The organism is Parabacteroides sp. AF17-3 (genome assembly GCF_003635445.1).
GTDB lineage: Bacteria > Bacteroidota > Bacteroidia > Bacteroidales > Tannerellaceae > Parabacteroides > Parabacteroides goldsteinii.
In genome coordinates, this window is record NZ_QTMM01000004.1 from 174,210 (window position 1) to 189,756 (window position 15,547).

The 15,547-nt window shown below is 45.1% G+C and carries 11 protein-coding genes; 2 read left to right on the top strand and 9 right to left on the bottom strand.

Going from position 1 to position 15,547, the window contains the following annotated elements; genetic code table 11:
- Window positions 1-15: 15 nt before the first annotated feature.
- The 6 genes from DWW91_RS06740 to DWW91_RS06765 form a co-directional block, all read right to left on the bottom strand.
- Window positions 16-1,182: a 1-deoxy-D-xylulose-5-phosphate reductoisomerase gene (locus DWW91_RS06740; protein WP_122327291.1), complete on the bottom strand. Its 1,167-nt coding sequence runs from the start codon at window positions 1,180-1,182 to the stop codon at window positions 16-18.
- Between the two features lie 4 nt (window positions 1,183-1,186).
- Window positions 1,187-2,059 carry a M23 family metallopeptidase gene (locus tag DWW91_RS06745; RefSeq protein ID WP_007658971.1) on the bottom strand — a complete coding sequence of 291 codons (873 nt, stop codon included), beginning with the start codon at window positions 2,057-2,059 and terminating at the stop codon, window positions 1,187-1,189.
- Window positions 2,060-2,130: 71 nt separating this feature from the next.
- Entirely contained in the window at window positions 2,131-2,652 is a 522-nt protein-coding gene (gene rimM / locus DWW91_RS06750) for a ribosome maturation factor RimM (protein ID WP_010802427.1), read from the bottom strand.
- 11 nt (window positions 2,653-2,663) lie between these two features.
- The gene (murA, locus tag DWW91_RS06755; protein WP_010802426.1) at window positions 2,664-3,968 is read right to left on the bottom strand and encodes a UDP-N-acetylglucosamine 1-carboxyvinyltransferase; all 1,305 of its coding nucleotides are present in this window, start codon (window positions 3,966-3,968) and stop codon (window positions 2,664-2,666) included.
- Window positions 3,965-4,564: a DUF4290 domain-containing protein gene (locus tag DWW91_RS06760; protein ID WP_007658975.1), complete on the bottom strand. Its 600-nt coding sequence runs from the start codon at window positions 4,562-4,564 to the stop codon at window positions 3,965-3,967. The genes murA and DWW91_RS06760 overlap by 4 nt, the downstream gene beginning before the upstream one ends.
- Window positions 4,565-4,694: 130 nt before the next feature.
- Window positions 4,695-6,506 carry a glycoside hydrolase family 2 protein gene (locus tag DWW91_RS06765; RefSeq protein ID WP_007658976.1) on the bottom strand — a complete coding sequence of 604 codons (1,812 nt, stop codon included), beginning with the start codon at window positions 6,504-6,506 and terminating at the stop codon, window positions 4,695-4,697.
- A 179-nt stretch (window positions 6,507-6,685) separates the two neighbouring features.
- Between DWW91_RS06765 and DWW91_RS06770 the strand changes: the two genes are divergently transcribed.
- A complete protein-coding gene (locus DWW91_RS06770) occupies window positions 6,686-10,630 on the top strand; it encodes a hybrid sensor histidine kinase/response regulator transcription factor (RefSeq protein ID WP_122327292.1) in 3,945 nt (1,314 codons plus the stop codon).
- On the opposite strand, the gene DWW91_RS06775 is transcribed toward DWW91_RS06770, so the two are convergent.
- Window positions 10,614-12,467, bottom strand: a complete 1,854-nt coding sequence (locus DWW91_RS06775; protein WP_122327293.1) for a PAS domain-containing sensor histidine kinase — start codon at window positions 12,465-12,467, stop codon at window positions 10,614-10,616. The genes DWW91_RS06770 and DWW91_RS06775 overlap by 17 nt on opposite strands.
- 341 nt (window positions 12,468-12,808) lie before the next feature.
- A complete protein-coding gene (locus tag DWW91_RS06780; RefSeq protein ID WP_122327294.1) occupies window positions 12,809-13,285 on the bottom strand; it encodes a pyridoxamine 5'-phosphate oxidase family protein in 477 nt (158 codons plus the stop codon).
- Between the two features lie 80 nt (window positions 13,286-13,365).
- On the opposite strand from DWW91_RS06780, the gene DWW91_RS06785 reads away from it, so the two are divergent.
- Window positions 13,366-14,652 (top strand): M64 family metallopeptidase, encoded by a 1,287-nt coding sequence (locus DWW91_RS06785; protein ID WP_122327295.1) that lies wholly within the window; start codon window positions 13,366-13,368, stop codon window positions 14,650-14,652.
- A gap of 83 nt (window positions 14,653-14,735) precedes the next feature.
- Here the strand turns inward: DWW91_RS06785 and DWW91_RS06790 are convergent, their stop codons facing one another.
- Window positions 14,736-15,443: a pirin family protein gene (locus DWW91_RS06790; RefSeq protein ID WP_010802423.1), complete on the bottom strand. Its 708-nt coding sequence runs from the start codon at window positions 15,441-15,443 to the stop codon at window positions 14,736-14,738.
- Window positions 15,444-15,547: the final 104 nt, after the last annotated feature.

The window sequence follows — 15,547 nt, forward strand, 5'->3', positions numbered from 1 at the left end:
ATAACCTTCCCCGGTTTATTTTCCGGCTATCGTGTTCATGACCGAAGCCGCTACCCTACGTGCTTCGGCATCTGTCGCAACATAATCTTCATAGGTAGGCGTTGCGATAAAAGAAGAGGTCGCCATCGTCTTTTCAATCACATCACTCATTTGAAGGAAACCTATTTCGTCGCGCAGGAAAGCAGCCACCACCACTTCGTTGGCAGCATTCAGGATACACGGCATATTTCCTCCCGTACGAATGGCATCGAACGCAAAAGCCAGGTTACGGAAACGTGTCATATCGGGCTCCTCGAACGTCAACGTGGAATAGAGGTTAAAATCCAACCGGGGAGCCTTACTCGTCAAGCGCTTCGGATAAGAAAACGCATAACTGATCGGCAACTTCATATCCGGAATACCCAACTGAGCCATTACGGCACCGTCTTCAAACTGCACCATCGAATGAATGACTGACTGCGGATGCACTACGATCTGTATCTGTTCAGGTGTTACACCGAACAACCATTTCGCTTCGATCATCTCAAAGCCTTTATTCATCATAGAAGCCGAATCGATCGTGATCTTTGCTCCCATGCTCCAGTTCGGATGCTTCAACGCTTGTGCCTTTGTGACCACTGCCAGTTCCTCTATCGTCTTCGTGCGGAACGGACCACCGGATGCGGTAAGCAGGATCTTTTCCACCTGATTCTCCCATTCTCCTGCTAAACACTGGAAAATGGCGGAATGTTCAGAGTCGACCGGCAATACCGGCACTTTATGTTCCGTGGCAAGCGAGGTGATCAGTTCGCCGGCCACCACCAATGTTTCCTTATTTGCCAACGCTATGGCTTTGCCTGCCTTGATGGCGGCTATCGTCGGTTTCAGGCCGGAATATCCGACCATGGCAGTCAGTACCATGTCGATCGGTTCCGACTGTACCACCTGGGCGATAGCGTCCGAACCGGCCCACACCTTGATCGGCAGATCTTCCAAAGCCTCTTTCAGTTCGGGATATTTCTGTTCGTTGGCAATAACGACCACTTCGGGCATATATTTTCGTGCCTGGTTAATCAGTAAATCTACCTGGTTGTTAGCGGTCAGAGCATATACTTCAAACAGATCGGCATGTTCGCTGATCACCTCCAAAGCCTGTGTCCCGATTGAACCGGTAGAACCTAATATGGCTAAACTTCTTTTCATCGATTTAAAAAGCTATATATTCTTCAGGATTGACCGGAATACCTTTATACCACAACTCGAAATGGAGATGCGGACCGGTAGACAGTTTCCCCGTGTTTCCCACCAAAGCGATCGCTTCGCCGGCAACGACGTGGTCGCCAATCTCTTTCAGCAATAATTCATTATGTTTATAAACGGACAGGAATCCGTTTTTGTGTTGCAACTGGATCACATTTCCGAAATTGGGATCAAAGCCGGTGAATACCACCGTTCCGTCCAGAGTTGCCAGTACGCTTTCTTTCGGAGCTGCCACCAGGTCTACCCCGAAATGACGGGCATCCGCCTCGTAATGCGAAGAGACCACACCGTTTACCGGCTTATAAAAAAAGATACCGTCGGTAGGAACCGGATTCGGATTCAGCACCGTCAGGTTATACTTTTCTTCTTCCTCAAAACTCTTTACAAATTTCTCTTCCGATTTGCTGCGGGGAATCTCATAATTGGCATCCACATGGGCCAGGGAATCTATCTGACGGATAGAATCGAGTTCGATCGTACCGGACAAGATACCGGCTACATTTTCCAGGTAAAGCGACTGGATAGAGATCATCCGCTCCAGCGAATCGGCACGCAATGCATTCTGCACGATCTCCTTACGTATTTCCACGTCCAGATAACCCGGCAAATAATTTCGTATCGGTGTTTTAATGATAATCAGCGCAGTGAAAGCGATCAGCATGAAAGCAAACAAAGCAAGGGTAAGAAATGCCGTCAATTGCGACAAACGGAAAGACCATACTTCTTCGAGCGTCGTTTCATTGAAAAAAGACAGCTTGTACTTAAACCTTATCCGGTGCCAGAATGATTTCTTATTGTTCTTTCGTTGTTTTCGTGCCATGTTTTTATGTTAAAACGCAAAAGTAACAAAAACCGTATCTACACGGGCATTGTTTACTCTAATTAACGTTATTATAAATCAAGCAGACCTTCGGGAACGGATACCCGCAGTGTTTTGTTTTCATGATCCGCAGCCGTTATCAACTCTTCGACAGCCGGAAGCAGCAGTTCATTGCCGTGATGGTCGATCTGCAAAAGAACATTGATCGTCGTTTCATCCACGTCGGTGATCTTGCCCAGTTCCCCGTGACGCTCGTCGATCACAGTGTATCCGATAAAGCTGTCCCATGACATGTCGCCCACTAAATCTTCCTCATCTGCATCTTCCAGCAGGAAAAAGACTTCACGGTTCGTAAACTCGCGGGCAGCTTTCTCGTCGTCTACATTCTCCAGCTTCACCAGCATGACAGTATCGGTCTTGTAACGGTATTCCTCTATAAAAAAAGGTACCAGGATGCCATCCATTTCACAGATGATACAAGGGTCTTCGACATCATCAAACAGGTCGCAATTGGTCACCAGCGAGATTTCTCCCTTTATCCCGTGAGGTTTGGCAAACTGCCCTATCTTAAAAACTTCTTCTTTTCTTATCATAACAGGGAATGTCAGAGCCGGGTAATACGGGCTCCTATGTTATTCAAACGTTTATCGATATTCTGATATCCACGGTCGATCTGGTCGATATTATGGATATGGCTGGTTCCTTCGGCACTCATTGCCGCAATCAGCAGGGCGATACCGGCACGGATATCCGGAGATACCATATTGGAACCGCGTAGTTTGAAACGGTTACCCAAACCGATCACCGTAGCCCGGTGCGGGTCACAAAGGATAATCTGCGCCCCCATGTCGATCAGCTTATCCACAAAGAACAGGCGGCTTTCGAACATCTTCTGATGGATCAGCACGCTACCGACAGCCTGGGTGGCAACCACCAGGAAGACACTCAGCAAGTCAGGCGTAAGTCCTGGCCAGGGAGCATCGGCTATCGTCATGATAGAACCGTCGATAAAGGTATCTATTTCGTAAGAATCATGTGTAGGAATATGGATATCATCACCTATCTGTTCGACAGTGATACCTAAGCGGCGGAACGACTCGGGAATAATTCCCAGCTTGTCATATCCGGTATTTTTTATGGTGATGTCCGATGCGGTCATGGCTGCCATACCGATAAAGCTGCCGACTTCGATCATATCCGGCAAAATGGTATGGGTAGTTCCTCCCAGGGACTCGACACCTTCGATGGTGAGCAGATTAGAACCTACCCCCGATATGCGGGCACCCATCTGGTTGAGCATGGACGATAATTGCTGCAAATAGGGTTCGCAGGCTGCGTTATAAATGATAGTTGTCCCCTCGGCCAGCACGGCTGCCATCAGGATATTGGCGGTACCGGTCACTGAAGCCTCATCCAGGAGCATATAAGCACCTTTCAAACGTTTGGCTTCGATTTCATACAGTTGGCGTTCGGCATCATAGCTGAAACAAGCACCCAACTTCTGGATACCGACAAAGTGCGTATCCAGGCGGCGGCGTCCGATCTTGTCACCTCCCGGTTTCGGGATCAAAGCCTTTCCGAAACGGGCTACCAGCGGACCGACGATCATCACCGAACCGCGCAACGACCCGCTTTTACGCAGGAAGTCTTCTGTATTCAGATAATCCAGGTCGATGGCATCTGCCTGAAAGGTATAGGTGTCGGCAGCAGGATGTTCCACTTTCACCTGCATGTCACGAAATAGCTGGATAAGATTGTTCACGTCCAGGATATCGGGGACATTGTGGATCGTTACTTTCTCCGAAGTCAATAATACGGCACAGATCACTTCCAGCGCCTCGTTCTTGGCTCCTTGCGGAGTGATCTCGCCGGATAATTTATAACCACCTTCTATAACAAACGAACTCATCGGCTTTTACGGGGATAATTCTTTTTGTTAGTATTATTCCGGGCCAGAATATCGCGGCTTTCTGCTAATTTATGAACTTCTTCATCCAAAACGATCTTTCCGCTTGACAGTTCGTCAAGGTCTTTGAATATCTTACGGTCGTCGACCGACTCTTTATTCCAGGTAAGGAAAGATTTCTTCATCTGGGTAGCCAGCAGTTTGATAAGCTGGTCTTTCTCCACTCCCGCTTCCAGTTCCGTTGCTTTACGGATCATCAGTTCCAATGTCTTTCCGTAATGGCGGTAGCGGATACGGTTGTTATTGTAAGGGATACGGGGAGGACGGGCATATAAATTTTCCTTCTTCACGATTTCGTAAGGATAGTCGATATCCAGCTTGAAATCTGCCATGATAGCCAGGTGATCCCACAAAATGTGTTTGAAATCGTTTACATCACGCAGGTGGGGAAACATATTTCCCATGATGTTGATTATCGTATTGGCACAACGTTTACGTTCTTCTCTGTCCTCTATTGCAACGCAATAATCAACCATGTTCTGGATATTGCGTCCGTATTCGGGCATAACCAATTTCTTTTCTTCTGTATTATATTTCATTATCATATTCATTTATCCGGCAAATGTACTTATTTTAATTGATTTACACAAGAAGTCCCTATACCTGCAAAAAAGGTATAGGGACAACTATTTCAACAATGTAAATTTTCTTACTTGGTATAGAATAAATCTACTTTGACAATTGGTTAATCACCGCCTGGTTGGCTTTCTTCACGGCGGCTTCGTTTATCTTGATTTCTTTACGGTCGTATGTCATCAGGCCATTCACTTCGCCTTCCACATCTGTCGTTTGAGTGTAAACGGCAGCGGAGAAACCACGGTCAACCATCTCTTTCAGTTCGTTGGCATATTTTACATATTCGGCAGTTACTTCGTCGCTGTTCTTGAACTGGACATATCCCCAGTTGCGTTTATTCCACCACAAATGGTTTTCCAAGGGCAGACCGATTCCGCCGTACTCACCCAGCACAGTTACCCGTTGCGGGTCAAACAGGAACATGCTCGGTCCCGGATAATTATGCAGGTCGAGAATGTCGCCGCAAGCCCGGTGGTTTCCTCCGCTGGCCGGATTTACCAGGCGGGAAGGATCATAATTCTTCGTCCATTCAGCTACTTTTTCCGTATCAAACTGTCCCCATGCCTCATTGAAAGGAACCCATACGACAACGGACGGATGGGATACACATAAGTCCATAATTTCTTTCCATTCCTGATAGTAGTTTGCAATCGATGCGGAAGAACGTTCTTTATCCGTTCCACCATTATAAGTATGAGGTGCCCACTGATTACCCATATCACCGCTCGGCATATCCTGCCAAACCAGGATACCCTCCTTATCGCAATGATAATACCAACGGGCCGGTTCCACTTTCACATGCTTACGGATCATATTGAAACCCCAATCTTTTGTTTTAACGATATCATACAGCAAAGCCTCATCCGTCGGAGCCGTATATAATCCGTCCGGCCACCAGCCCTGATCCAGCGGACCATACTGGAAGAGGTTTTTATTATTCAACTGCATACGCATAATCCCGTTCGCATCCCTTTTGGATGATATTTTACGGAAAGCCGTATATGATTTCACGTCATCCACTACTTTTCCATCTTTCGTCAACGATACTTTCATATCATACAGATACGGATTGGAAGTATCCCAAAGAGTCGGGTTTTGCACAGCCAGGCGAAGTTCTTTTCCCTGGACGCCTTTTGCCGAAGCAACAACCTGCCCTTTATCCAGCAACTTGACTTCGACAACAGCCGTATTGCAGGGTTGCGAAGTACCTACCGTTACATTCATCGTCCCGTTATCAATATTGGGGATCGACTTTACCGAAGTAATATGATTGGTGGCTACCGGCTCCAACCACACAGTCTGCCAGATTCCGGTAACAGGGGTATACCAGATGCCTTCCGGATTAGAGGTCTGTTTTCCACGTGGCTGATAGCCTCTATCGCTCGGATCCCACACACGTACAACCAGTTTCTGATTACTTTTTCCGGTCAGATAAGGAGTGATATTAAATGAAAAAGGAGTAAAACCACCCTGATGAGAGCCTATCAGAATGTCATTGACAAACACATCTGCTTTCCAATCTACAGCACCGAAATTAAGTACCACATCTTTATTCTTCCAGTTCGCAGGAACAGCGAATGAACGCTTATACCACAATTCATTATTTTCTCCTACTTCTTTCTGAACACCGGACAAGGAAGATTCCACCGCAAAGGGAACCAGGATATTCCCGTCAAAGGAGTTTGGTTCCACCTCCCCTTTCGGTTTAATGGCATATTCCCATTCACCGTTCAGATTTACCCAGTCCGTACGTTCCAGTTGCGGACGGGGATATTCGGGTAATACGTTTTGGGGGTTGATCTGTTCCGCCCATTTTGTTTTGATCTTATCACCTGCCGGCTTCCACTGAGCCTGCGCACATACAGTAAGTGCCAAAGCACAACATACCAATACTGCTTTCTTCATGTTCTCGGATATTAAAGTTACCATTCGTTATTTTTAGTGCAAAAGAACTGCTTTCCAGGCAAAAGGACTTTCAATTTTCGGGCATATGCTTTCAAATATCATTCAGAACAACCATAATTGGCTTATTTTTCTTATTTATTTATTAGCTTTGCCTTCGAGAAACACTATTATCAATCGATATGAAGAAAATACCGCTGCTGGCCGCCTGTTTATTTATATTGTTGCTCTGCCTGCCCGGATATGCCAACGATCCGCATTTCAGGCATTACAACAATAAGCAGGGATTATCGCATAACACGGTTTATTGCTCCCTACAGGACCAGCGGGGATTCATGTGGTTTGGTACCGAAGACGGATTGAACCGTTTCGACGGACATACATTTAAAATATACAGGCACAATTCATACAACCCGAACAGCCTGCCCAACGATTGTATCGTCAACCTTTTTGAAAGTTCCGACGAAAAGATATGGATTTTTACAGCCAGAGGAACTTGTTACTACGATTACAGGACGGATACATTCCATCCGTTCCGGTTATCGTCCGGACAAAATGAGTCCGAATCATTTTTTGCCGGTACGGAAGACAAAGACCGGAATCTCTGGTTTATCGACTATAACCGGATTGTCCGCTATAATCCGGCAGACAGCAGTTCACGAACTTATCCGGCAGAAGAATTTTTCCATCCGGCTATTATTACCCTGACAAATGACGGGAAACCTCTTTTTTCTGACAGGCAATCTCTATATACCTACAAGGTCGAGACAGATAACTTTCAGAAGATCCCATTCCTGAATGAAACGCAGATCAGTAACCAGATCGCCCTGCAAGCGGTATGCCAGATTCCCGGCCTGGGTATTCTGGGCGGCACCAACCAGGCCGGACTTCTGCTTTACAAATATCAGGCCCAGCGTGTCGTGACAATAATCCCGGAAATACAGGTCCGTGCCATCATCCCATACAATACTACCATCTACTGGATTGCATCGGAATCTGGCATCTACATTTACAACACACAGGACCAAACAATTACAAACCTACGAAAATCTCTGACAAACGAATACGCCATTGCCGACAACGCCGTTTATTCGCTCACCAAAGACCGTGAGGGAGGTGTATGGGCCGGCTCTTTTTTCGGAGGGATCAGTTACCTGCCAAAGGAGTATACCCGATTCAGTTATTTTATCGGAGGCAAAACACATCCCCAGCTACTCGGAAACGCAATCCGCGAAATCACGCCCGACCGCTACGGCAACCTATGGCTGGGAACAGAGGATAACGGGGTCAACAGCTACAATCCCCGGGCCAGAGAGATCACTAATTATTCATACAATAATCCCAGCCATCCGCTATCGGCTACCAATATTCACGGGTTACTGGCTGTCGATAACCAGCTATGGGTCGGGACATTCAACAAAGGGATCGATGTGCTGGACATCCCCTCCGGCAAGATCATCAAACATTATTCACGGGAAAACAGCCAAACAAACCTCAACAGTAATTTTATCCTTTGTTTCTATAAGACACGCGAAAATGAGTTTCTGGTGGGTACATCCAACGGCTTAATGATTTACAATAAACAAACGGAAAGTTTCAGCCCCTGGAATAATATTTACGCTCTTATCAGGCAAATATACCAGGACAGCCGGGGCGATATATGGGTGGCAACCTCCAACGGTATTTACCATTACCTCCGCAAAGAAAACAAAGTAGAGCAATACCGGTCCGACAGTAATAAATCCGAAAGCATCGGCAATAACAATACGACCTCCGTATTCGAAGATTCAAAAGGCCGGATTTGGGTTACCACAGTAAGCGGCCTCTCCCTTTTCAACGAAGAGACACAGTCTTTTAACCGGATCACCACTGACAACGGACTGCCCAGCAATATCGTTTACAGGATCGTTGAAGACGATTCACATAATTTCTGGTTATCTACGGCAAACGGCCTGGTCAGATTCAATCCGGAGACCTATGCGATGCGGACTTATACGTATACCGATGGGCTGCATGAAACACAATTCAACTACAGCTCTTCCTATCAGGCACCCGACGGGACAATCTATATGGGAACCATCAACGGAATGCTGTCATTCAACCCGTCCCAATTCAAAGAAGACACATTTATGCCTCCCATGTATATCACCGGGATCAATCTCCCGGACAATGAAGAAAACAAATATAACCTTCCTACTTCCTCCATCGAAGACACGAAAGTTTTAAAGTTGCCCTATAATGCCTCCACATTTACCTTGTCGTATGTAGCTCTCAGCTATACCTCTCCGGATGCCATCCGGTATGCGTACAAGCTGGAAGGGGTGGATAAAGACTGGAACTATATGGACCAGAATAAAAATGTAACTTTTGCCAATCTTTCCCCGGGTGAATACACATTCAAAGTGAAATCAACCAACAGCAGTGGCTTATGGCAGGACAACGAACAATCGTTACAGATCATTATCACACCTCCCTTCTGGGCTACCGGATGGGCATTTTTTGTCTATATCGTGATTATTTGTATTTGTATAGTCCTCTTCTACAATTATAAAAAGGCCAAACTAGAGGAAAAACACCGTATAAACCAGGACTTGTTTGAAAGCAAAAAAGAAAAAGAACTATATGATGCAAAAATACAGTTCTTCACCTTTATCACCCATGAGATACGTACCCCGCTTACCCTTATCAAGGCCCCTTTGGAAAAGATCATCAAATCGAAAGACGGCAATCCATCTACCAGGGAGAACCTGCAAATCATAGAGAAAAACACACAGCAGTTATTGAACCTGAGTAACCAGTTGCTCGATTTCCGGAAAACGGAAAGCCGGGGATTCAGACTGAATTATGTACACACAGACGTAACGCTCTGGCTCCATACTATTCTGCAACCGTTCCTGCCAGTCATAGAACAGGAGAATAAAAGATTCACCTGTGATATTCCCGACGAATCATTCTATGCTTTCATCGACCGGGAGGCTTTTTCCAAGATCATGAACAACTTGCTGACCAATGCTATAAAATACTCGGACAAATATATCTCCCTGCAATTACAGAGACAGGAAGACGGGAATGAATTTATCATATCCGTTACCAACGACGGTATGCTGATCCCTGACAGCGAAATAGAAAACATCTTCACCCCTTTCTACCGCCTGAAAGAGACAGAACACCAGCAGGGAAGCGGCATCGGCCTCTCTTTGGCACGTTCGTTAGCCGAATTTCATAAAGGTTCCCTGAACTACACACAGACTCCGGAAAGAATGAACCGGTTTATCCTGACTCTGCCCAAAGAACAGGAAGACTGCTACCTGCTGACAACCGGAAAAAATACGGAAGACGCCATTACGGAAAACAACGACGATCAGAATGATGATAAGCCTATTATCCTGATCGTAGAAGACCAGGAAGATATGCGGCGATTTATCGCCAGAGAACTGGCAGAAACATACCGCATCCGGGAAGCCGCCAACGGAAAAGAAGCAATCTGTATCCTGAAAGACCAGTCGATAAGCCTGATCCTCAGCGATGTCATGATGCCTGTTATGGATGGTTTCGAACTATGCAACGTAGTAAAGAATGATGTCAATTACAGCCATATTCCTTTTATCCTGCTGACAGCCCAGCATAATCTGCAATCCAGGTTAAAAGGACTGAACAACGGAGCCGATGCTTATATGGAAAAGCCGTTTTCGATAGAGTTGCTTGTTGCCCAGGTCGCAAACCTGCTGAAAAGCCGGGAAGTACTGACCAGAACATACAAGGAAACACCTTCCACGCCGGCAACCAGCCTGGCCGTTTCTACAGTCGATGATCTTTTCCTCCGGAAACTCAACGCATACCTGGAAGAACATATCACTAACGATGCGCTGAACGTTGAAATGCTGGCAACAGAAATGGGCATGAGTACCTCCAGCCTGTACAGGAAAGTAAAAGGTCTGTCAGGTTTATCTCCAGTCGAATTCATTAAGATCGCACGGCTGAAACAAGCGGTCCTGCTAATGAAAAACGGGGAAAACCGAATCAACGAAATTGCATTCCGGACAGGTTTCTCCTCTCCGGCCTATTTCTCCACCTGCTTCCAGAAACAGTACGGAAAAACACCGACGGAGTTTATGAAAGAATGTTAGCCAAAGGCAGTGTGAAACGGAAAGTAGATCCTTCCCCGACTTTGGATGAAACGGAAATTTCGCCCCCCATCTTATTCACCAGTCCTTTACTGATAGCCAGTCCCAGTCCTATACCGTTATAAGCCCCTTTCAGTTGTACGAAACGGCCGAAAATATGATCCAGCTCCTTCTCCGGAATACCTTTACCGGTATCTGATACATAAAAATGAACACGATCCCCTTCCAAGGTATACCCAAAACGGATAGAGCCGCAAGAGGTATGCTTTATAGCATTCGTCAGTAAATTACTAAGAATCTGCACCATTCTGTTATTATCCGTCCGGATCATAATATCAGGACACGGATCCAGGACCAATTCCACATTTTCCGGCATTCTGAGTTGCATGACATTGTACATATCTCGCATAGCAGATGGCAGATACACGTCTGTATAAGCGAAAGACACCATCCCTGATTCTATCTTTGAAATATCCAGCACATCATTTATCAGCCGCAGCAACAACTCATTGTTCGATTTTATAAGGCTTATGTACGTTTCTCTCAGTTCCGGGTCCGTCTCTATAGATAACAGGTCCGAAAAACCGACTATGGCATTCAGCGGAGTGCGGATTTCATGTGTCATATTTGCCAGAAAGGCAGATTTCAGCTGATCGGCATTCTCTGCCTTCTCCTTTGCATCTATCAGGGTACGCTCATATTCTATATATTTCTGGTTATCCACCATGCATCCCACAATAAGATTAACCTGACCGTCATCATTATACTCCAGGGCCCTCCCTATTACCTCATAGCTCCGATATTCGCCCTCATCATTTTTCAAACGGAAATTAACGGCAAACTCGGGCAGCTTTTTATTCCTTATCTCATTGAATAACAAGAAAAAGTCTTCCCTGTCATCCGGGTGACGCAGATTAGACAAGGCCCGGCAGATGTATTTGTTTCTTTCCAACAGGTAATTGTTGGCTCCGTAAAACTGGAAACAATGGTTACAATGCTCCTTGTCGCAAGTCTGAAAACGATGGAAGTTAAAAGAATAAGTCGTGATATGGCTATTCTTCAAAGCCAGTTCCATCATGGTCCGGCTCTCTGACAATTTACCGCTCAATGTTTTGTTCTCCTTTTCCCGTTCCACTTCTTCAGATACGTTACGGATATAAATCACCACATATTTATGATGCAACGGTACCATCCGTAACTTAAAATAGACAATAGGAGCATTGTGACCGGGTATCGAGATATCCAGATTAATAACTTCCGATGTATCCAGGCATTTCTGTACAACTATCGCCATATTCCTCTTTGTTTCATCCGGATAGATAAAACCGGGTAAATCGTCAATCCGTCGATTGACAGCTTCGGGGGTAATGCAGGTTTCGGCAGCATAGGCGATGATCCGCTCTACAATGAGTTTGTCATTTACCAACAGGATGGTGTCGGGAACAGCTTCTGCGACCTTCTCTGAAATATCGGTCAACTCCCGCATCTTCTGGTCATACATCGTAACATCCCATTCTTTAGGACTCGGATCGGTCAGCAATAAGGTGTAACCTATAATCTTTCCATCCTCACTGAATCCGGGAATAATAGAAAACCCGACCGGCAGGTTATGGCTGACCACACTCCCATTCCGCAAATAAGTCTTTTGCATATCTGAAAGAAAAGTCGTTTCAAACAAATTACTCAAAAGGAAGTCTGATAAATCTGTTATAGCAAACTTTTCACACATTGCCTTATTTAAAGCAATCAACAAACCATCACTATCGTATAAGGCTCCTCCCTTGGGATAGTAAACAAAGAAATTTGTTATCAGCTGCTGTTCGACTAATGAGTTTCCCATCACAATTTAGATTTGAATCATTTTACAAAGAAAAGCAAACTTTATAAATCAAAGACTATATTAAACCAAAATAATTTATTAAAAACAAAATACCACCTGTTATAAACAAAGTCTATCAGCTCATAAATATTATCCATCAGATAAGTTTGGCAAGGTAAAACGAATAAACGAACTTTGTTACATGATCATGGTAATGTTATAAAATATAGGGATATAATTAGTCAAAAGGAAAAAGGCGATAAGGGATTTGCCAAGAGAAATGGCACAAGAAAGTCCCGTCATAACTAAGAGAGGGTTAATCCCGGGATTTTTTCCCGGGATTAATTATTTATATACGTTTCTTATTTAATCCGTTTACATTTTCCGGAAATATGTTCAATATCCAACCGCAGGATGTTGGTCCGGTGAAAAGACTTTGCAATATATTTCTCTCCTAATTCTTCAAAATCGGGAGAATATTTCTTTGTCAGCAGGCGCAAAGCCAACAACCTCTCTTCTTCCGGCAGATCCATCCGGATTGTACCGAAAGCTATCGCCGACTCATAGGCTGTAGAGAATTGCTGCGGAATAACCCGCGTTTCCCCCACCACGCAAAAGCTCACTTTCGGATTCAGTTTCAAACATTCCAGTTTATATCCTTCCTGCGCACAATGAAAATAGATATGCCCGTCGTTATCCAGCACATAACTGATCGGTATGCCGTAACCGAACCCATTCACACCTGCCATAGCTAGAAATCCATACTCTCCGCCTTCCAGCAACCGGACGGCCGGTTCGTTCTCGAGTATTCTGTCTTTTCTTCTTATTTCCGTAAACATATCTTTCACATTTTAGAGTGGCAAATCTACAAAAATAGTATATTTGCGCGTATAAATCACACCGAATAAAGCACCAAAAGATGAAAACAAAAATTTCCTTGCTTCTGATAACATGCCTTTGCAGCCTTGCTTGCCTGGCGCAAAGCGACTTTGACAAACACTTCACCAAAAAAAGTTTACGGATCGACTTTGCTTTAAGCGGCAATTCCCAATTTCAGGCAGCCGCTATCCAACAGTTGCGGGAAGAACCCGTATGGGGAGGCCCGGTAAAAAACCTGATTGACAAATTCAATTACGGAGGTTACTACGTCAACATATACGACAAATCAAATAACGAACTAATCTATTCACGCGGATTCAATACGCTTTTTGAAGAGTGGCGCAGCACAGAACAAGCCAAGACCGAAACACAAGCATGGACAAACAGCATCTCGGTTCCCTATCCGAAAGCAACCGTAACAGTTGAGATCACAGCCCGCGACAAGGCGGACATGCAATTCCATCCCCTGTTGAAAATGGATATCGACCCGGCCAGCATTTTTATCGATCGCGGAAAACTCAAGGACAACAAAGTCACACAAATCCAATACAAGGGAGACTCCAGTGAGAAGGTCGACCTAGTTTTTATTGCAGAAGGATATACGGCTGACGATCAGGAAAAATTCGTTGCCGATGCTAAAAAATTCACGGAATCGTTGTTCCAGACACCTCCGTACACAACACAACGGGAAGATTTTAATGTATGGGCTGTCAACCTGATTTCGGAAGACCGGGGAACAGACATCTCCGGAAAAGGCATCTATAAGAACACCGCCTTAAATTCAGGATATTATACGTTCGGCGTAGACCGTTACCTGACAACACCGGATATGAAATCCATCCGCGACGCAGTCTGGAATGTTCCCTGCGATGCTATATTCCTGTTGGTCAACACCGACACCTACGGAGGGGGAGGCATGTACAACTTCTACGCCATGGGAACAGCCGATAATGAGCGGACACAGCATGTTTTCGTTCATGAATTCGGACACAGCTTTGCCGGACTGGCCGACGAGTATTTTTCCTCCGAAGTCGCCTATCAGGATTTCTACAATCTGAAATACGAACCCTGGGAGCCCAATATCACCACATTGGTCGATTTCGACAGCAAATGGAAAGACCTTTTGCCTGCCCAAACTCCGGTACCCACCCCGCTGGACGATGCGCATAAAGACAAACCCGGTGTATTTGAAGGAGGCGGTTACATACCCAAAGGTATCTATCGCCCGATGGACCATTGTATGATGCGTGATTATGCCCCCTTCTGTCCGGCCTGTAGCCGGGCCATCCTGCGGATGATCGATTTCCTGTCTGACAGGGACTACTAAAAAAATAGAAGGAGGTGTGCCATTCCTGACATACCTCCTTCAGACTCTTTCAGATTTATATTCACCCAAAAGATCAGATACTATCAATTCATCGGAACTTCCATCAATAAGATCCGGGAATCTTTCAGCACTTCTATCGTAATACTGTCTGTTTCATAAAAACCGGCACCATCCCGTTTGGAAAGCACTGTGTTATTCACTTCCACTTCTCCTTCGATAACGAAAAGATAAACGCCTGTACTCTTCTTATGAAGTTTATACTCCTTGATCTGTCCCGCATCCAGTTCACCTATCGAGAACCAGGCATCCTGGTTGATCGCAGCCGGTGTTTCACCGTCAGGCGAAAGGATCAACGACAACTCATTCTTCTTCAGTAAAGAACGTACATCATAATTATTATACTTCGGTTTCGTATTTTCCTCACGAGGGAAAACCCATATCTGCAAAAATTCAAGCTGCTGTTCGGCACTGTCATTGAATTCGCTGTGGAAAATACCTGTACCGGCACTCATCACCTGGATATCACCCGGGGTAATGGTTTCACTGTTCTGTATACTGTCGCCATGACGCAGATAGCCATTCAGCGGTATGGATATCACTTCCATATTCTTATGCGGATGCGTGTCAAAGCCTTCGCTCGGAGCAACCGTATCATCGTTCAACACACGCAACATCCCGAAATGTACCCTTTTGGGATTGTAATAATTTGCAAAACTAAATGTATGATATGTTTTAAGCCAACCATGATTTGCATATCCACGAGAGTTCGCCTTATCTACTACCATTTTCATAAAATATTCCTCCTCTTTAATTCACATATATAACATTCCATCCGCTGAAAAAGTTCCGATACCTCCCTTCCTCAGACAATAGTCCTTTAATTAGTATGAAAAAT